Source organism: Streptomyces sp. Tu6071, assembly GCF_000213055.1.
GTDB classification, from domain to species: Bacteria; Actinomycetota; Actinomycetes; order Streptomycetales; family Streptomycetaceae; genus Streptomyces; species Streptomyces evansiae.
In genome coordinates this window covers 3,079,655-3,098,216 of the sequence record NZ_CM001165.1, presented here as the reverse complement: position 1 = coordinate 3,098,216, position 18,562 = coordinate 3,079,655, and the positions used below count along the sequence as shown (strand labels likewise).

Sequence of the window (18,562 nt, the reverse complement as noted above, 5' to 3'; positions counted from 1 at the left end):
CGCGCGTGAGTCAGGTGCCCGTGGTACCGCGAGCCGACGAGGGGGTGACGGCATGAGTGCCGCGCTCGGGGCGGCGGGCTCCGTACCCCTCACCTCGCTCGCCGCCGAGGACCTCAGCCTCTTCGGGACCGACCCGTGGTGGCTCGTGGTCGTCAAGGCGGTCTTCTGCTTCGCCTTCCTGATGATCTCGGTGCTCTTCGCGATCGTCTGGGAGCGGAAGGTCGTCGGGTGGATGCAGTTGCGCATCGGCCCGAACCGCACGGGGCCCTGGGGCATGCTCCAGTCCCTCGCGGACGGCGTGAAGCTCATGCTGAAGGAGGACCTGCTCGTCAAGCGGGCCGACAAGGCGGTCTACATCCTCGCCCCCGTCGTCGCCGCGATCCCCGCCTTCATGGCGATCGCGGTCATCCCCTTCGGCCCCTCGGGCAACGAGATCTCCGTCTTCGGCCACCGCACCGCGATGCAGCTCACCGACCTCCCGATCGCGATGCTCTACATCCTCGCGACGGCCTCGGTCGGCATCTACGGCATCGTCCTCGCGGGCTGGTCGTCCGGCTCCACGTACCCGCTGCTCGGCGGGCTGCGCTCCTGCGCGCAGATGATCTCCTACGAGATCGCGATGGGCGCCGCCTTCGCCTCGGTGTTCCTCTACTCGGGGTCGATGTCGACGTCCGCGATCGTGGACGCGCAGAACGGCCGCTGGTACATCGTGCTGCTGCCCGTCTCCTTCCTCCTCTACATCGTGACGATGGTCGGCGAGACGAACCGCGCGCCCTTCGACATGCCGGAGTCCGAGGGCGACCTCGTCGGCGGCTTCAACACCGAGTACTCGTCCATCAAGTTCGCGATGTTCATGCTCGCCGAGTACGTGAACATGGTGACGGTCTCCTCGGTCGCCGCGACGCTCTTCCTCGGCGGCTGGCGGGCGCCCTGGCCCATCAGCACCTTCTGGGAGGGCGCCAACCACGGCTGGTGGCCGCTGCTCTGGCTCGTCGTGAAGGTGCAACTCCTGTTGTTCTTCTTCATCTGGCTGCGCGGCTCGCTGCCCCGCGTCAGGTACGACCAGCTCATGAAGCTCGGCTGGAAGGTGCTCATCCCCGTCTCGGTCGTGTGGCTCATGCTCGTCGCCACCGTGCGGGTCCTGCGCAACGAGAACTACGACTACGCGCAGATCCTGCTGTGGGTCGTGGCCGCCGTCGTCGTGATCCTGCTCGTGACCTTCCTCGTGGACATGTACCGGGACCGGGGCGCGCCACCACCCGAGCCCGAACCGGCCGAGCCCGACGGGGCCGCCTTCGACCCGATGGCCGGCGGCTACCCCGTACCCCCGCTGCCGGGGCAGACCCTGCCCCCGGTGCCGCGCCGGAAGCCGCGCGGGGAACGGGAACTGGTCGGCAGTGGCGGACCGCAGACGGACGGCGAAGGAAAGGAGGAGTCCGATGGCTGAGCGCAAGAAGCGGCTCTCCCGCGGCGGGGACGGCGAAGTCGCCCCCCGCGCGGGCGCGGAGCCCGCACGGAGCGAGGCACCGGCGGGCGGCGAGCACCCGGTCGCCCCGGGCTTCCAGAACCCGGTGGCCGGCTTCGGCGTGACCTTCAAGGCCATGTTCAAGAAGCGGCTCACCGAGCAGTACCCGGAGCAGCCCAAGGTCACGGCCCCCCGGTTCCACGGCCGCCACCAGCTCAACCGGCACCCGGACGGCCTGGAGAAGTGCGTCGGCTGCGAGCTGTGCGCCTGGGCCTGTCCCGCCGACGCGATCTACGTCGAGGGCGCCGACAACACCGAGCAGGAGCGGTACTCGCCGGGCGAGCGCTACGGCCGCGTCTACCAGATCAACTACGCGCGCTGCATCCTGTGCGGCCTGTGCATCGAGGCGTGCCCGACCCGGGCGCTCACGATGACGAGCGAGTTCGAACTCGCCGACTCCACGCGCGAGAACCTGATCTACACCAAGGACCAGCTTCTCGCCGGGCTCACCGAGGGCATGGTCGACTCGCCGCACGCGATCTTCCCCGGCATGGACGAGGGCGACTACTACCGGGGTCTCGTCACCGAGGCCGCGCCCGGGACCGAGCGCCAGGTCGCCACGTCCAAGGGCGAGAAGACGGACGAGGAGCCGGTCACCGTCGAGCACACGGCGGCGGCGGTCTCCTCGGGCGCCCCGCACGAGGCGACCCCGATGGACCGGGGGGCGGCGGAATGAGCGGCCTCAACGGGCTTGTCGCGAGCGGCCAGCTGGAGTCGCTGGCCGCGTACCACACCTCGACCGGCGAGGCCGTCCAGTTCTGGATTCTCGGCGTCGTCGCCGTCATCGGCGCCCTGTGCACGGTGCTCATGCCGAAGGCCGTGCACAGCGCGCTGTGCCTCGCGGGCACGATGATCGTCCTCGCGGTCTTCTACCTCGCCAACGGCGCGTATTTCCTCGGCATCGTGCAGATCGTCGTCTACACCGGCGCCGTCATGATGCTCTTCCTCTTCGTCGTGATGCTCGTCGGCGTCACCGCCGCCGACTCGCTCAAGGAGACGATCAAGGGACAGCGCTGGCTCGCCGTGCTGTGCTTCCTCGGCTTCGGCGCGCTCCTCGTCGGCGGCATCGGCAACGCCTCGGTCAGCCAGTTCCAGGGCACCGGGCGCGCCAACGCGGGCGGGAACGTGCAGGGGCTCGCGCGCGAGATCTTCACGACGTACGTCTTCGCCTTCGAGATCACCGGCGCGCTGCTCATCACCGCGACGGTCGGCGCGATGGTGCTCACGCACCGCGAGCGCACCGAACGCGCGCTGAACCAGCGCGAGATGGCCGAGAAGCGGGTCCGCGAGGGCAAGCACCTCCCGCCGCTGCCCGCGCCCGGCGTCTACGCCCGGCACAACGCGGTGGACGTCCCCGGGCTGCTTCCCGACGGCACCCCGTCCGAGCTGACGGTGAACCCGACGCTGCGGCAGCGGGGCCAGATCAGGGACGTGTCGAGCGAGGCACTGGCCGACCTGAAGGCGCTGGAGCAGCGCTCGACGGAGCGGCTGGGGCGCGAGGGCGGGCCGGGTGCGTCGCCGGGCGGCGCGTCCCGTTCCGGCGGCGCGGCCCGTACCGGTACGCGTGAGGAGGAGCGGACGAAGTGAACCCGGTCTACTACCTGTATCTCGCGGCGATCCTCTTCACCATCGGCGCCACCGGCGTCCTGATCCGCCGCAACGCGATCGTCGTGTTCATGTGCGTCGAGCTGATGCTCAACGCGTGCAACCTGGCGTTCGTCGTCTTCTCCCGCATGCACGGCAATCTCGACGGGCAGATCATCGCGTTCTTCACGATGGTCGTCGCCGCCGCCGAGGTCGTGGTGGGGCTCGCGATCATCGTGTCGGTCTTCCGGGCCCGGCACTCCGCCTCGGTCGACGACGCCGACCTGATGAAGCTCTGAGGGGTCGTTGACAGTGAACAACCTGATCGCGCTGCTCATCGCGGCGCCCTTGCTCGGAGCGGTCGTGCTGCTGTGCGGCGGCCGTCTCCTCGACCGGGCCGGGCACCTGCTCGGCACGGCCCTGGCCCTCGCCTCCTTCGTGATCGGCGCCGTCCTCTTCGTCGACATGCTCGGCAAGGACGCCGAGCAACGGGGCCTGCACCAACACCTGTTCACATGGGTGCCGGTGGAGAGGTTCCAGGCGGACGTGGCCTTCGGTCTCGACCAGTTGTCGATGACCTTCGTGCTCCTGATCACCGGCGTGGGCACGCTCATCCACGTCTACTCGATCGGCTACATGGCGCACGACCCGCGCCGCCGCCGCTTCTTCGGCTACCTCAACCTGTTCCTCGCGGCGATGCTCCTGCTCGTCCTCGCGGACAACTACCTTCTTCTGTACGCGGGCTGGGAGGGCGTGGGGCTCGCCTCGTACCTGCTCATCGGCTTCTGGCAGGACCGGCCGAGCGCGGCGACGGCGGCGAAGAAAGCCTTCCTCGTCAACCGCGTCGGCGACATCGGCCTCTCCGTCGCCATCATGCTGATGTTCACGACCTTCGGCGGCTTCTCCTTCGACGAGGTCTTCTCGAAGGCCGGGGACTCCGGGGTCGGCCAGGGGACGCTCAACGGCATCGCGCTCATGCTGCTCCTCGCCGCCTGCGGCAAGTCGGCCCAGGTGCCGCTCCAGTCCTGGCTGGGCGACGCGATGGAGGGCCCGACCCCGGTCTCCGCGCTCATCCACGCGGCGACGATGGTGACCGCGGGCGTGTACCTCATCGTGCGCTCGGCGAACATCTTCGACGCGGCACCGGACGCGCAGCTCGTCGTCGTGATCGTCGGCGCCGTCACGCTCCTGTTCGGGGCGATCGTCGGTTGCGCGAAGGACGACATCAAGAAGGCCCTCGCGGGCTCGACGATGTCGCAGATCGGGTACATGGTCCTCGCCGCCGGGCTCGGCCCGATCGGCTACGTCTTCGCGATCATGCACCTCGTGACGCACGGCTTCTTCAAGGCCGGGCTCTTCCTCGGCGCCGGGTCGGTCATGCACGGCATGAACGACGAGGTCAACATGCGCCACTACGGCGGGCTCTGGCGGAAGATGCCGGTCACCTTCGTGACCTTCGGCCTCGGCTACCTCGCGATCATCGGCTTCCCCGGCCTGTCCGGCTTCTTCTCGAAGGACAAGATCATCGAGGCGGCGTTCGCGAAGGGCGGCACCGAGGGCTGGATCCTCGGCGCCGTGACCCTGCTCGGCGCCGCGATCACCGCGTACTACATGACGCGCGTGATGCTCATGACCTTCTTCGGCGAGAAGCGCTGGAAGCCCGACGAGAACGGCGCGTTGCCCCACCCGCACGAGTCCCCGAAGTCCATGACGATCCCGATGATCGTCCTCGCCTTCGGCTCGGTCTTCGCGGGCGGCATCTTCGGTGTCGGCGACCGCTTCCTGCACTGGCTCGAACCGGTCACGCACCACAGCCACGGCGACTCGCCCGTCTCCGCGACCACGGTCACGGCGGCCACGATCGTCCTGCTCCTCGTCGGCGTCGGCGTCGCCTGGCTCCAGTACGGCAGGCGCCCGGTCCCCGCCGCCGTGCCGCGCGGCTCGCTCCTCACCCGGGCGGCCCGCCGCGACCTGCTCCAGGACGACTTCAACCACGTCGTCCTCGTCTCGGGCGGCGAGCACCTCACCCGCTCGCTCGTCTACGTCGACCACTCCCTCGTGGACGGGGTCGTCAACGGCACCGCCGCCGCCTTCGGCGGGCTCTCGGGCAGGCTGCGCCGGGTGCAGAACGGCAAGGTCCGCAGTTACGCGTTCTCGATGTTCGGAGGTACGGCGGTGCTGATCGCCGCGACCCTACTCATGAGGGCGGTGTGACATGTCCTTCCCCCTGCTGACCATGACGGCCGCCGTCCCCGCGGTGGGCGCCGTGCTCACCGCCGCGGTCCCGGCCGCCCGGCGCACGGCGGCGAAGTGGCTCGCGCTGCTCTTCTCGCTCGCCACACTCGCCCTCGCGATCGCCGTGCTCGTCCGCTTCGACCCGGACGGCGGCCGGTACCAGCTCACCGAGTCCCACGCCTGGATCGCCGACTTCGGGGTCCGCTACGAACTCGGCGTCGACGGCATCGGCACGGTCCTGATCGCGCTCACCGCGCTGCTCATCCCGTTCGTCATGCTCGCCGGCTGGCACGAGCCGGACGGCCTGGAGACCAACAGCCGCCGCTGGCGCCCCACTCAGGGCTTCTTCGCGCTGATCCTCCTCGTCGAGGCGATGGTGGTGCTCTCCTTCGAGGCCACCGACGTCTTCCTCTTCTACCTCTTCTTCGAAGCGATGCTCATCCCGATGTACTTCCTCATCGGGGGCTTCGGGGACCGCGCGAGCGGTCGCGACGCGCAGGAGGAGGCGACCCAACGCTCCTACGCGGCGGTGAAGTTTCTCCTGTACAACCTCGCGGGCGGCCTCGTCATGCTCGCCGCGGTGATCGGCCTCTACACCGTCACGCACACGTTCTCGCTCACCGGGATCCTGGACGCGCGCGCGGACGGCTCGCTCTCGATGGCGACCTCGACGGAGCGGTGGCTCTTCCTCGGCTTCTTCTTCGCCTTCGCGGTCAAGGCCCCGCTGTGGCCCGTCCACACGTGGCTGCCGAACGCGATGGGCGAGGCGTCCACGCCGGTCGCCGTCCTCATCACGGCGGTGGTCGACAAGGTCGGCACCTTCGCGATGCTCCGCTTCTGCCTCCAGCTCTTCCCCGAGGCCAGCAAGTGGGCGACGCCCGTGATCCTCGTCCTGGCCGTCATCAGCATCCTGTACGGGGCGCTGCTCGCGGTCGGCCAGCGCGACATCAAGCGCCTCATCGCGTACGCCTCGCTGTCGCACTTCGGCTTCATCATCCTGGGCATCTTCGCGATGACCTCGCAGGGCCAGTCCGGCGCGACGCTCTACATGGTCAACCACGGTATTTCGACAGCCGCGTTGATGCTCGTCGCCGGGTTCCTCATCTCGCGGCGCGGTTCGCGGCTCATCGCCGACTACGGGGGAGTGCAGAAGGTCGCCCCGGTCCTCGCGGGGACGTTCCTCATCGGCGGGCTCGCGACGCTCTCGCTGCCCGGACTCGCCCCGTTCGTCAGCGAGTTCCTCGTCCTCGTCGGCACCTTCGAACGCCACAAGGCGCTCGGCATCGTCGCGACGGTCGGCATCGTCCTCGCCGCGCTGTACGTCCTCGTGCTCTACCAGCGCACGATGACGGGCCCGGTCAAGCCCGAGGTCTCCGCGATGGGCGACCTGCGCGCCCGTGAACTCGTCGTCGCCGTACCGCTGATCGTGCTGCTCGTCGTCCTCGGCGTCTACCCGAAGCCGGTCACCGACGTGATCAACCCGGCGGTCAAGCAGACGATGTCCGACGTACACGAGAAGGACCCGCAACCGCACGTGGAGGCAGGGAAATGACAGCCACGGCCGTCCACAGCCTGTGGACAACCGGAGCGTGGACGAGCGCGGCAGGGCCGATCGACAAGATCAGCACGCCGCACATCGAGTACGCGCAGATCTCACCCGTGCTCGTCGTGCTCGGCGCGGCGATCCTCGGCATCCTCGTCGAGGCGTTCGTCCCGCGCCGCGCCCGGCGCACGACCCAACTCCTGCTCTCCGTACTGGCATTGGCGGGAGCCTTCGCCGCCGTCGTCGTCCTCGCGGCGCAGGGGTACGGGACGACCAAGGCGCACATCGCGGCGATGGGCGCGCTCGCCGTCGACGGGCCGGCGCTCTTCCTCCAGGGCACGATCCTGCTCGTCGGGCTCGTCGCCGTCTTCACCTTCGCCGAGCACAAGCTCGACCCGGAGACGCACGGCAGGCCCGTCGACTCCTTCGCGGCCCAGCCCGCCGCCGTACCCGGCTCTGAGTCCGAACAGGCCGCTGTGAAGGCCGGGTTCACGACGACGGAGGTCTTCCCGCTCTCCCTCTTCGCGCTCGCCGGGATGCTCGTCTTCCCGGCCGCGAACGACCTCCTGACCCTCTTCGTGGCCCTGGAGGTCCTGTCGCTGCCGCTCTACCTGCTGTGCGCCCTCGCGCGCCGCAAGCGGCTGCTCTCGCAGGAGGCGGCGGTCAAGTACTTCCTCCTCGGCGCCTTCTCCTCCGCGTTCCTCCTCTTCGGCATCGCGCTCCTGTACGGGTACGCGGGCTCGATGTCGTACGGGGTCATCGCGCGCGTCGTCGAGGGCGACCTCACCTCCATCAACCCGGCGCTCGCCGACACGATGGGCAACGACGCGCTGCTCCTCATCGGCGGCGCGCTCATCGTGATGGGCCTGCTCTTCAAGGTCGGCGCCGTCCCCTTCCACATGTGGACCCCGGACGTCTACCAGGGCGCCCCGACCCCGGTCACCGGGTTCATGGCGGCGGCGACGAAGGTCGCGGCCTTCGGGGCCCTGCTCCGGCTCCTGTACGTGGTCCTGCCGGGCCTGCGCTGGGACTGGCGCCCGGTGATGTGGGGCGTCGCGATCGTCACGATGCTGGGCGGCGCGATCATCGCGATCACGCAGACCGACATCAAGCGGCTCCTCGCGTACTCGTCCATCGCGCACGCGGGCTTCATCCTCGCGGGCGTCATCGCGACGAACCCTGACGGCGTCTCCTCCGTCCTCTTCTACCTGGGCGGCTACTCCTTCGTGACGATCGGCGCCTTCGCCGTGGTCACGCTGGTGCGGGACGCGGGCGGCGAGGCCACGCACCTGTCGAAGTGGGCGGGCCTCGGCCGCAGGTCCCCGCTCGTGGCCGCGGTCTTCGGGATCTTCCTCCTCGCCTTCGCGGGCATCCCGCTGACCAGCGGCTTCGCCGGCAAGTTCGCGGTGTTCAAGGCGGCGGCCGAGGGCGGCGCGATCCCGCTGGTGATCGTCGGCGTGCTCTCCTCGGCGATCGCGGCGTTCTTCTACATCCGCGTCATCGTCCTGATGTTCTTCAGCGAGCCGAAGGCGGACGGCCCGGCGGTCGCGGTCCCCTCGGTGCTGACGACGACGGCGATCGCGCTGGGCGTCGTGGTGACGGTGGTGCTGGGGGTGGCGCCGCAGTACTTCCTGGACCTGGCGGGGTCGGCGGGCGTATTTGTGAGGTGACAACGGATTCAGCCCCTCTGGGGGCACCTCCCGGCCGAAGGCTGGGGGAGATTGAGGAGCTGGGTGTGGGGGCGAAGCCCCACGAGGCGGGTCCGGGGCGCAGCCCCGGACCCGTTTGTCCTACCGCGAAGAGTCACCTGTGGATAACTCTCCGCACCATGTCGGCCGATCTGCCTATGGTTGCTGGGACAGGTACGGACGGCACGACGGGGACACGAGCGATGGACGAGGCGAACGGTGTGACCGAGCAGGACGACGCCTTGACGGACGACCCCGACCTCTGGGGCGGCTGGGACAACGCCCCGGAGAGCTTCGAGGAGGACGCGGTCCCGGCCGCGCGCCCCTCCGGCGGCGCCGCGCGCGAGGCGCAGGGGGAGCCCGCCGAGATCCTCAAGCGCGTCTTCGGGTACGACTCCTTCCGCGGCGAGCAGCAGGCGATCATCGAACAGGTCGTCTCCGGCGGCGACGCGGTCGTCCTCATGCCGACCGGCGGTGGCAAGTCCCTCTGCTACCAGATCCCGGCCCTGGCCCGCCCCGGCACGGGCGTCGTGGTCTCCCCGCTCATCGCGCTCATGCAGGACCAGGTGGACGCGCTGCGCGCGCTCGGCGTCCGCGCGGGCTTCATCAACTCCACGCTCGACCTCGACGAGCGCCGCACCGTCGAGGCGGAGTTCCTCGCGGGCGAGCTGGACCTCCTCTACCTCGCCCCCGAGCGCCTCCGCGTCCCCGCGACGCTCGACCTCCTCGCGCGCGGCACCGTCTCCCTCTTCGCCATCGACGAGGCGCACTGCGTCGCCCAGTGGGGCCACGACTTCCGCCCGGACTACCTGAACCTGTCGGTGCTCGGCGAGCGCTGGCCCGACGTGCCGCGCATCGCGCTGACGGCGACGGCGACGCGGGCGACGCACAAGGAGATCACCGAGCGGCTCGGCATGGACGGGGCCAAGCACTTCGAGGCGAGCTTCGACCGCCCGAACATCCAGTACCGGATCGTGGCGAAGGACAACCCGAACCGCCAGCTCCTCCGCTTCCTCACCGAGGAGCACCCGGGGGACGCGGGCATCGTGTACTGCCTCTCGCGCAACAGCGTCGAGCGCGTCGCGGCCTTCCTCAACGACAACGGCGTCAAGGCCGTCCCGTACCACGCGGGGCTCGACGGCCGGACGCGCGCGCTGCACCAGTCCCGGTTCCTGCGCGAGGACGGGCTCGTCGTCGTCGCGACGATCGCCTTCGGCATGGGGATCGACAAGCCCGACGTCCGCTTCGTGGCCCACCTGGACCTGCCGAAGTCGGTCGAGGGCTACTACCAGGAGACGGGCCGCGCGGGCCGCGACGGGCAGCCGTCGACGGCGTGGCTCGCGTACGGCATCCAGGACGTCGTACAGCAGCGCAAGATGCTCCAGGGCGGCGAGGGCGACGAGGCGTTCCGCCGCCGCGCGGGCGCGCACCTCGACGCGATGCTCGCGCTCTGCGAGACGGTGGACTGCCGGCGCGCCCAGCTCCTCGCCTACTTCGGGCAGGAGCAGACCGGCGAGAAGTGCGGGAACTGCGACAACTGCCTCCACGGCAGCCCCGACGCCTTCGACGGCACCGTGCCCGCGCAGAAGGCCCTGTCCACCGTGATCCGCCTGCGCCGCGAGCGCGGGCAGAGCTTCGGCACGGGCCAGATCATCGACATCCTGCTCGGCAGGCGCACCGCGAAGGTCATCCGCTTCGACCACGACCAGCTCTCGGTCTTCGGGGTCGGCGAGGACCTGAGCGAGACCGAATGGCGCGGCGTCATCCGGCAGTTGCTCGCGCAGCGGCTCCTGGAGGTGGGCGGCGAGTACAACACGCTGTCCGTCACGGAGGAGGCGGGCGCGGTGCTGCGCGGCGAGCGGCAGGTGATGCTGCGCAAGGAGCCGAAGAAGGCGCCGCGCGCCTCCGGCGGCTCGGGCTCCTCGGGTCGCGGCGGCGCGAAGAAGCCGCCCGTGGACCTCCCGGAGGCCGATGTCCCGCTCTTCGAGGCGCTGCGCGCCTGGCGTGCCGAACAGGCCCGCGAACAGGCGGTCCCGGCCTACATCGTCTTCACCGACGCGACCCTCCGCGCCATCGTCGCGGCCCGCCCCGACTCGGTCGAGGGCCTGACCGGGGTGAGCGGCGTGGGCGAGAAGAAGCGGGCGACGTACGGAGAAGGGGTCGTGGCGGCGCTGAAGGCGGCGAGGGAGGGGTGAGGGGCGTCCGGCAGCGGTAATCGGGGCGGGGGGACGGGGAGACGGGCGGGACCTACCCCCGTCCGGTCCCGCCCGCCTGTCCCCTTGATGGCCCCGGCCTCGCGCCCCGGCTGCCCGTCCGGCAGCCCTCCGGCGCGTCCGGCAGCCCGCAGCCTGGTCCGAGGGCAGGCGCCTGCGCCCGCCCTCGCCCCCGTCAGGCCGCCGTGTCCGCGGTGTCCGCCGCTTCCGCCAGGATGTGGGCCAGGGGGGTCGGCGCGGTGAGCATGGGCCAGTGGCCCGAGTCGATGTCGGCGTAGTCGAGGTGTTTGGCGAGGGGGAGTTCGGGGATGGCGCCTCCCGCGATCCACTCGCGGGCCTGCTCCGGGGAGAACTCGGGGCACACCACGAGTACGGGGACGTCGTAGCGGCGGGCGTCGGTGAGGCGGATCGTGCCGCGGGCGACGCCCTCGGGGACGGGGACCGCCGCGGCGGCGAAGGCGCGGCGGCCTTCCTCGCCGAGGTCGTCGGACTCCGGCCCGGCGAAGGGCTCCCAGCCGGGAAAGGGCATCGCTCCGTCCCGTACCTCGAAGAAGTCCGCGTACGGCTTTCCGTCCGCGGCCGGCATCCCGCCGATCAGCGCGAGTTTCGCGACCCGTTCGGGCCGCCGGTCGGCCGCGAGCCAGGCCAGCCCGCAGGCGGCGGAGTGCCCCACGACGAGGACCTTCCCCGGCGCCGCGTCCACGGCGGCGAGTACGGCGTCGAGCTGGTCGTCGAGCGTGGCCGCGCCGTTGCCGTCCCCCTGCCCCGGCAACGTCACGGGCACCGGCCGGTGCCCGAGCGCCGCCAGCTCGGGCACCACCCGCTCCCACGCCGAACCGTCGAGCCACAGCCCACCGACAAGCACCACGTCCATGCCCATTCCCCTTCCGAGCCGCCGGTCCGAGCGGCCGACAGCCCCACCGTAGAAGGAGATCCGGACGATTCGGCGCCGCGTTTCCGGGACGGTCCGCACACCTTCCGCCCCCCGTCGCCCGGCCCCCGGTTCTGGTCGCTCACTCCGTCCGCGCCGAGTCGAGGGCCCCGGCCCATGACGACAGGTCCGCGGCCACGGGGAGGAAGCCCGCCGGGTCCAGGTCGCCCAGGTCCGAGGAGAAGACGGGAGACGCCGGGTCGTCGGCCCGGACGAGGAAGCCGAGACCGCCGCTGTCGTCGCCGACGAGGAGGAACCCCGGCGCGTAGCGGGCGACTTCGTAGGTGGCGTTGCGTTCCGGGATGTCCCGCGACGCGTACAGGTGGACACCGGTGTCCGCGAGCAGGCCGTCCCGCTCACCCCCGACCACCGCCAGTGCCGCCGAAAGCCCGGCCCCCGCCGACGAGTTGTCCGCCGCAGCTCCCGCAGCCGTTGGGACCTCCGCCCCTGTCCGCGAGTTGTCCGCCGGTGCCTCCGCACTCCGCGTGTCGCGCTCCCGCATCACGTATCCCCTCCCCGGCGTCCTTTCGCGGACCGCCCGTCCGGGCGACCCTGGGGCCGCGCCTCCCCTACTCTCCTCCCATGCTCCCCGGCCCGCCCTCTCCCGACCTCACCCCCACCGCCCGCGCCCTCCGCACGCTCGACCTGCTGTGGGAGCGGCCCGGTCTCGGGGCGGGGGAGCTGGCGGGGCGGCTCGGGGTGACGGAGCGGGCCGTGCGCCGGTACGTGGGGATGCTGCGCGAGGCGGGGGTGCCCGTGGAGTCCGTGCCGGGGCCGGGGGGCGGGTACCGGCTGGGACGGGGGGCGCGGCTCCCGCCCGTGCGGTTCACGCAGGAGGAGGCGCTCGGGCTCGTGATGGCGGTGCTCGGCGGGCGGCCCGAGCTGGTCGGGACGGCGCTCGGGAAGGTCGTGCGGGCGCTCCCGGCGGAGGTGGGGCGGCAGGCCGCGCTGCTCGGCGCGTACGCGGCGGCCGCGCCGGACCCGTACGTGACCCGTCCCGATCCCGTCCTGACCGCCGAGCTCGCCGGGGCCGTCGCGGCCCGCCGCCGGGTCGCGCTCGGCTACCGCGACGACGCCGAGGCCGAGGTCGATCCCTGGGCGCTCGTCGTCCGCCAGGGCCGCTGGTACCTCCTGTGCCACTCGCACCGGGCCGCCGCCGTCCGGACGTACCGCGTCGACCGCATCCGCGCCGTTCGCGCGCTGGACCGGCGCTTCACCCCGCCCCCGGACCTCGACCCGGTCGCCGCTCTGGAGGAACACCTCGGCCTGGGCTGGGAGTTCGGCACACGCGTCGTCTTCCACGCGCCGCTCGCCGACGTCGCGCCCTGGCTCCGGCCGCACATGGGCCGGCTCGAAGCGCTCGACGACGCCTCCTGCGTCCTCGTCGGCAGCACGCGCAACCCCGCCATGTACGCGGGCGAATGGCTCGCCCGGGTGCCGTTCGGCTTCCGGGTCGAGGGCGGCGAGGAGCTGCGCGCGGAGGTCGCGGCCCTCGCCGAGCGCTTCGCGAGGGCGGTCGAGGTGGCGTAGCCCGCCGGGGCACGCCCCTTCGGCATGCGCCGGTCCTCGCGCTCGCGCGGCGTTCTCCGGCCGCGCGAGCGCCGCGAGGAAGGGTGACGACCCGGGAGGTACGGGCCCTTGCGGCCGTCACCCGGAAGGGCGAAGAACGCGTCGCGAGGATGAGCGTGCCGGAGGACCGTACGGAGGAGACCCGGCCCCGTCACGTACGCGCGGCGACGGGCGGGCGGCGTCGACGGCGGAGCGCCCGGCCGCCTCCGCACGGGGCGGCGCGCGCCGCCCGGCACGAGCCGCGCCGCCCCCGCGCCGCCGCCCGGCCCCGCTCCCCGCCCCCTGGCCGTATCCCCGGCCCGTACTCCACCGGGCTCCGCGCGGCGGCCTCGTACGGCCCCGTCACGCCTTTCGTCCGGGCGCCCTGTACGCGTCCCCGCCGCCGCCCGCACACCCGCGCGCCGCGCCCCGCCGAGCGGCCGCATCCGGCCCGTCCGGGCGGGAGCCCCGCGAGGCCGCCGCGGGCCTGGGACGCCGGGCCCATGCCCCCGTCACATTCGGCACGCCCCTCCCGTCACCCCCCTCCCCTCCTTATCCTTTGCCGCATGGCCGCAGCGTCCCCGTACTCCCTCGTCGCCACCGATCTGGACGGCACCCTCCTGCGGGACCAGCGGGACACGGTCACCGTGCGCACGAGAGCCGCGCTCGCGCGGGCCGGGCGCGCGGGCGCGCGGCACATCGTCGTGACGGGCCGCCCCGCCCCCCAGACCCGCACCCTCCTGCGCGCGATCGGCTACCGGGGGCTCGCCGTGTGCGCCCAGGGCGCGCAGGTCTACGACGCGGACTCGGGGCGCCTCGTGCACTCCGTACGCATGGAGCGCGAGCTGGCCGAGACGGCGCTCGGCAAGATCGAGGCGGAACTCGGGCAGGTGTACGCGGGCGTCAACCAGGACGGCAGCGACGGCCTCATGCTCATGGAGCCCGGTTTCGTCACCCCGCCGCCGACGCTGCCCTCCGTACGGGTGCGGCGGCGCGCCGAGTTGTGGTCGCGGCCGATCTGCAAGGTGCTCCTGATGGCGCCGGGGCGCACCGAGGACGCGCTCGCGGAGGTGGCGCGGGCGGTCGTCGGGGACCTCGTGAACGTCGTGATGGCGGGCCCGGGAGCCGTCGAGCTCCAGCCGCGCGGGCTCTCGAAGGCGTACGGGCTGGAGCGGGCCGCCGAGCTGCTGGGGCGCACGGGCGCCGACACGATCGCCTTCGGCGACATGCCGAACGACATCCCCATGTTCGGCTGGGCGGGCCACGGCGTCGCGATGGCGAACGCGCACGCGGAGCTGCTCGCGGTCGCCGACGAGGTGACGTGCGCCAATACGGAGGACGGGGTCGCCGTGGTCCTTGAGCGCCTGTACGGGTCGTGACGCGGGCGGGCGCGCCGGGCCCGCGCGGACGGGGGTGGAGGACCCGTACGGGGGTACGGAGGGGAGAGGCCCCGGGCGGATAGGGTCGAGAGCTGTCACCGCGCGCGGGTCCGGGCGATCCGCGCGGGTCCGCGCGGGTACGGAACGCTTTCAGCTCATATGAGTTGATCACGAACATACCGGTGTCGGTCGCATACCGCCTGCGCTGGTCGGGCAGGCGCTCTCCGTGATCGAAAGGGGACCGGATACGCTGCCTTGAGAGGCAGCAGCGACACATCGACACACCGTGTGATCGTCAGCAGACAGGAGAACCCTTCGTGACCGTCGTCGGGCCATTTGGGCTGAGCGTGCGGGACCAGGCTCTCGAAGCCGATGTCCAGGCCGGGTTGACGGCTGTCGAGGAAGGCTTGCTGGACGCGACCAAGAGCGGGGTGCCCTTCATCACCGAGGCGGCCCAGCACCTCGTCCTCGCCGGGGGCAAGCGGTTCCGGCCGCTCCTGGTGATGCTCGCGGCCCAGTTCGGCGACCCGGAGGCCCCGGGCATCGTCCCCTCGGCGGTCGTCGTGGAGCTGACCCACCTCGCGACCCTGTACCACGACGACGTGATGGACGAGGCGACCGTGCGGCGCGGCGTCGACAGCGCCAACGCGCGCTGGGACAACTCCGTCGCCGTCCTCACGGGCGACTTCCTCTTCTCGCGCGCCTCGCAGATCCTCGCGGGTCTCGGCCCCGAGGCGGTACGCATCCAGGCCGAGGCGTTCGAGCGGCTCGTCACGGGCCAGATCCTGGAGACCGCCGGGCCCAGGGACGGCCGCGACCCGGTCGACCACTACCTCGACGTGCTCAGCGGCAAGACCGGCTCGCTCGTCGCCGTCGCGACGCGGTACGGCGCGATGATGTCCGGCGCGGGCGACGAGGTCGTGGAGGTCCTCGCGCAGTACGGGGAGCGGCTCGGCGTCGCCTTCCAGCTCGCCGACGACGTGCTCGACATCGCCTCGGACAGCCACGAGTCCGGCAAGACGCCCGGCACCGACCTGCGCGAGGGCATCGCGACGCTGCCCGTGCTGCGGCTGCGGGAGCGGATCGCGCGGCAGGGCCTCGCGGAGGACGTCGCTCTCGACACGCTCCTGCGCGGCGACCTCACGGACGACGCGCGGCTCGCGGAGGCGGTGGCCCTCATGCGCGCCCACCCCGCGCTCGCCCAGGCCAGCGAGGACGCGGCGCGCTACGCCCACGACGCCCGCGCCACCCTCCAGGCCCTCCCCGACACCCCGGCCCGCACCTCGCTGGCCGACCTCTGCGACGCGGTCGTCCACCGGGTGGGCTGAGGCCACCGGACGGGCTGTGCCTGCCGAGTGGGCTGCGCCCGCTGGGTGGGCTGTGCCCGCCGGGTGGGTCGTTCCCGCTGGGTGGGTCGTGCCTGCCGGGTGGGCCGAGCCCGCCGGGTCCACCCCACGTCGTACGGGACATCCCTGAGACCGTCATCCCACAGGGGTACGTCACGTTGGCCCCCAAGGCTGACGCTTTGTCGCCCCCGTTCTGGTCAGATGGACAGTGACCGGCGGGGAGTCCGCGGGGGAGAATGGCGACGGAGGTGGCACGGATGACGGCACAGCCCGAAGACGGTCAGCGCGAGAGCAACCGCCCGGAGGACACCCCGTACCGGGCGGCACGCCGCAAGGCGGCCCGGTACGCGGTCCCGGCGGCGGTCGTGGGCGTGACCGCGCTCACGGTGGGCCTCGTCCCGGCCCTCGCGGACAGCGGCGACCCCGACCTGCCCGAGCTGACAGCGCACCAGCTCGTGGCGAAGCTCGCGGGCGCCCACGAGGAGCACTTCTCCGGCACGGTGCGCGTGAGCACGGACCTGGGCCTCCCCGGCCTCGACAGCGGGGCCTTCGGCGGCCTCGGCGGGCCCGCCCGGAGCGGCGGCGGCGACGCCGACCCGCAGTCCAGGCTGACCGAGCTGGCGAGCGGCACGCACACGCTGCGCCTCGCCGCCGACGGCCCCGAGCGCCAGCGCCTCTCGATCCTGGAGGACGCGGCCGAGTACAGCGTCATCCGCGACGGCGCGCGCGCCTGGGCCTACGACAGCGCGAGCGACAAGGCCGTCCGCCTGGACGTCCCCGTGAGCGAGCACGCGGAGCGGTCCCCGTACACCGCGCTCACCCCCCAGGAGCTGGCCGACCGGGCACTCGAGGCGGTCGACGCGCACACGACGGTCCGCGTGGACGGCACCGCGCGCGTCGCGGGCCGGGACGCCTACCAGCTCGTCATCGAGCCGAAGCAGTCCGGCTCGACCGTCAAGGCGGTGCGCATCCTCGTCGACGCGCGGACGGGCACCCCGCTGCGGGCCGCGCTCACCGCGCGCGACGGCGGCAAGCCGGTCGTCGAGGCCGGGTTCACGAAGGTCAGCTTCACCGCCCCGGCGGCGAAGACCTTCTCGTTCACGCCGCCGAAGGGCACCGAGGTCACCGAGCCGAAGAAGGAGGCGCCCGCCGACCGCGCGGCCGGGCCCGACGCGGGGGCGCTCAAGGACCTGCTCGGCGGCTCCCGTACGTACGGCGAGGGCTGGACCACGGTCGCGCGCCTGGACCTGCCCGCCGGAGCCGGCGGGTTCGCCTCGCAGAAGGCGGGCGGCGGCCAGGCCGGGCAGCTCGTCGACAGCCTCGCCAAGGAGGTCAAGGGCTCCTTCGGCACCGGCCGCCTCTTCTCCACGCGCCTCGTCAATGTCCTCCTCACGGACGACGGCCACGTCTACGCGGGCGCGGTGACGAAGGACACGCTCGTGAAGGCGGCCGAGTCACGGAAGTGAGCGCACGACCGGCGGAAGCGGGGAAGGCCGCCGTCACCACGACGGCGGCCCCGGCCCCGGGCGTCCCCCGCGCCCCCCTCGCCCCTCTCGTCATCGAGACCGAGGGCCTGACGAAGCGGTACCCGGGCGACCGGCTCGCCGTCGACGGGCTCGACCTGCGCGTGCCCGAGGGCAGCGTGTTCGGCTTCCTCGGCCCCAACGGCTCGGGCAAGACGACGACGATCCGCATGCTGCTCGGGCTCGTCACACCGAGCGCGGGCCGCGCGCGCGTCCTCGGCGGCGAGATGCCGGGCGCGGGGCGGCGCGTGCTGCCGCACGTCGGCGCGCTCATCGAGGGCCCCGCGCTCTACGGCTTCCTCTCGGGCCGCGACAACCTGCGCCGTCTCGACGCCGCCGACCCCACCGCGTCCCGCGCCGACCGGGAACGCCGCGTCTCCGAGGCCCTGGACCGCGTCGGGCTCGCCCCCGCCGCGCACCGCAGGGCCCGCACGTACTCGCTCGGCATGAAGCAGCGCCTCGGCCTCGCCGCCGCGCTGCTCCGCCCCCGCCGCCTCCTCGTCCTCGACGAGCCGACCAACGGCCTGGACCCGCAGGGCATGCGCGAGATCCGCGCCCTCGTCCGCGCGCTCGCCGCCGAGGGCACGACGGTCTTCCTCTCCTCGCACCTGCTCGACGAGATCGAGCAGGTCTGCGACCACGTCGCGGTCATGGCGGCGGGCCGCCTGCGCGCGCAGGGCCCCGTCACGGAACTGCTCGCGGCCCGCGCGGCCCGCGTGGTGGTGACGACGGGGGACACCGAGGAGGCGACAAGGGTCCTCGCGACGCACGGCGTCGCGGACGTACGCCAGGACGGGCCCGACCGGCTCAGCGGTGAGCCACCCGCCGGACTCGACCCGGCCGCGCTCAACGCGGCGCTGGTCGGTGCGGGGGTGCGGGTGCGGGCCTTCGGGACCGAGGCGATCACCTTGGAGGAGAGGTTCGTGGAACTGACGGGCGAGGGCTTCGATGGCGGACGCTGAACGCGCGGGGGCGGAAGCCGAGGCGGGCCGCGGGGACGCCGAGAGCTCTGCGGCGGGGGCGGGGGCGGGCCGCGGGGACGGCGAG

15 protein-coding genes are annotated in these 18,562 nt (G+C 72.5%); 13 read left to right on the top strand and 2 right to left on the bottom strand.

Annotated elements, in window-relative coordinates; translation table 11 throughout:
* The first annotated feature begins 52 nt into the window (after positions 1 to 52).
* The 8 genes from nuoH to recQ all read left to right on the top strand — a co-directional run bounded on the left by nuoH (position 53) and on the right by recQ (position 10,770).
* Complete coding sequence (gene nuoH / locus STTU_RS12670; protein WP_007823325.1) at positions 53 to 1,447, top strand: NADH-quinone oxidoreductase subunit NuoH; 1,395 nt, start codon at positions 53 to 55, stop codon at positions 1,445 to 1,447.
* Positions 1,440 to 2,201 carry an NADH-quinone oxidoreductase subunit NuoI gene (gene nuoI / locus STTU_RS12665; RefSeq protein WP_078489972.1) on the top strand — a complete coding sequence of 254 codons (762 nt, stop codon included), beginning with the start codon at positions 1,440 to 1,442 and terminating at the stop codon, positions 2,199 to 2,201. The genes nuoH and nuoI overlap by 8 nt, the downstream gene beginning before the upstream one ends.
* Positions 2,198 to 3,112: an NADH-quinone oxidoreductase subunit J gene (locus STTU_RS12660; protein ID WP_009068016.1), complete on the top strand. Its 915-nt coding sequence runs from the start codon at positions 2,198 to 2,200 to the stop codon at positions 3,110 to 3,112. Before nuoI ends, STTU_RS12660 begins: the two co-directional genes overlap by 4 nt.
* Positions 3,109 to 3,408 (top strand): NADH-quinone oxidoreductase subunit NuoK, encoded by a 300-nt coding sequence (gene nuoK, locus STTU_RS12655; protein ID WP_009068017.1) that lies wholly within the window; start codon positions 3,109 to 3,111, stop codon positions 3,406 to 3,408. Before STTU_RS12660 ends, nuoK begins: the two co-directional genes overlap by 4 nt.
* 13 nt (positions 3,409 to 3,421) lie before the next feature.
* Positions 3,422 to 5,323 (top strand): NADH-quinone oxidoreductase subunit L, encoded by a 1,902-nt coding sequence (gene nuoL / locus STTU_RS12650; RefSeq protein WP_007823316.1) that lies wholly within the window; start codon positions 3,422 to 3,424, stop codon positions 5,321 to 5,323.
* A gap of 1 nt (position 5,324) precedes the next feature.
* The gene (locus STTU_RS12645; RefSeq protein ID WP_007823315.1) at positions 5,325 to 6,896 is read left to right on the top strand and encodes an NADH-quinone oxidoreductase subunit M; all 1,572 of its coding nucleotides are present in this window, start codon (positions 5,325 to 5,327) and stop codon (positions 6,894 to 6,896) included.
* Positions 6,893 to 8,557: an NADH-quinone oxidoreductase subunit NuoN gene (gene nuoN, locus STTU_RS12640; protein WP_043255012.1), complete on the top strand. Its 1,665-nt coding sequence runs from the start codon at positions 6,893 to 6,895 to the stop codon at positions 8,555 to 8,557. The genes STTU_RS12645 and nuoN overlap by 4 nt, the downstream gene beginning before the upstream one ends.
* 221 nt (positions 8,558 to 8,778) lie before the next feature.
* Entirely contained in the window at positions 8,779 to 10,770 is a 1,992-nt protein-coding gene (gene recQ / locus STTU_RS12635; RefSeq protein WP_007823308.1) for a DNA helicase RecQ, read from the top strand.
* Positions 10,771 to 10,963: 193 nt separating this feature from the next.
* Here the strand turns inward: recQ and STTU_RS12630 are convergent, their stop codons facing one another.
* Positions 10,964 to 11,662 (bottom strand): alpha/beta fold hydrolase, encoded by a 699-nt coding sequence (locus STTU_RS12630; protein WP_007823307.1) that lies wholly within the window; start codon positions 11,660 to 11,662, stop codon positions 10,964 to 10,966.
* A 139-nt stretch (positions 11,663 to 11,801) separates the two neighbouring features.
* Positions 11,802 to 12,221 (bottom strand): hypothetical protein, encoded by a 420-nt coding sequence (locus STTU_RS12625; RefSeq protein WP_234019222.1) that lies wholly within the window; start codon positions 12,219 to 12,221, stop codon positions 11,802 to 11,804.
* An 80-nt stretch (positions 12,222 to 12,301) separates the two neighbouring features.
* Between STTU_RS12625 and STTU_RS12620 the strand changes: the two genes are divergently transcribed.
* From STTU_RS12620 to STTU_RS12600, 5 genes are all read left to right on the top strand, one after another.
* A complete protein-coding gene (locus tag STTU_RS12620; RefSeq protein ID WP_007823305.1) occupies positions 12,302 to 13,249 on the top strand; it encodes a helix-turn-helix transcriptional regulator in 948 nt (315 codons plus the stop codon).
* 584 nt (positions 13,250 to 13,833) lie between these two features.
* Positions 13,834 to 14,646, top strand: a complete 813-nt coding sequence (locus STTU_RS12615; protein WP_007823303.1) for an HAD family hydrolase — start codon at positions 13,834 to 13,836, stop codon at positions 14,644 to 14,646.
* A gap of 317 nt (positions 14,647 to 14,963) precedes the next feature.
* Positions 14,964 to 15,974, top strand: a complete 1,011-nt coding sequence (locus STTU_RS12610; RefSeq protein WP_009068027.1) for a polyprenyl synthetase family protein — start codon at positions 14,964 to 14,966, stop codon at positions 15,972 to 15,974.
* A 254-nt stretch (positions 15,975 to 16,228) separates the two neighbouring features.
* The gene (locus STTU_RS12605; RefSeq protein WP_043255010.1) at positions 16,229 to 17,458 is read left to right on the top strand and encodes a LolA family protein; all 1,230 of its coding nucleotides are present in this window, start codon (positions 16,229 to 16,231) and stop codon (positions 17,456 to 17,458) included.
* Positions 17,455 to 18,477 (top strand): ABC transporter ATP-binding protein, encoded by a 1,023-nt coding sequence (locus STTU_RS12600; protein WP_007823292.1) that lies wholly within the window; start codon positions 17,455 to 17,457, stop codon positions 18,475 to 18,477. The genes STTU_RS12605 and STTU_RS12600 overlap by 4 nt, the downstream gene beginning before the upstream one ends.
* The last annotated feature ends 85 nt before the right edge of the window (positions 18,478 to 18,562 follow it).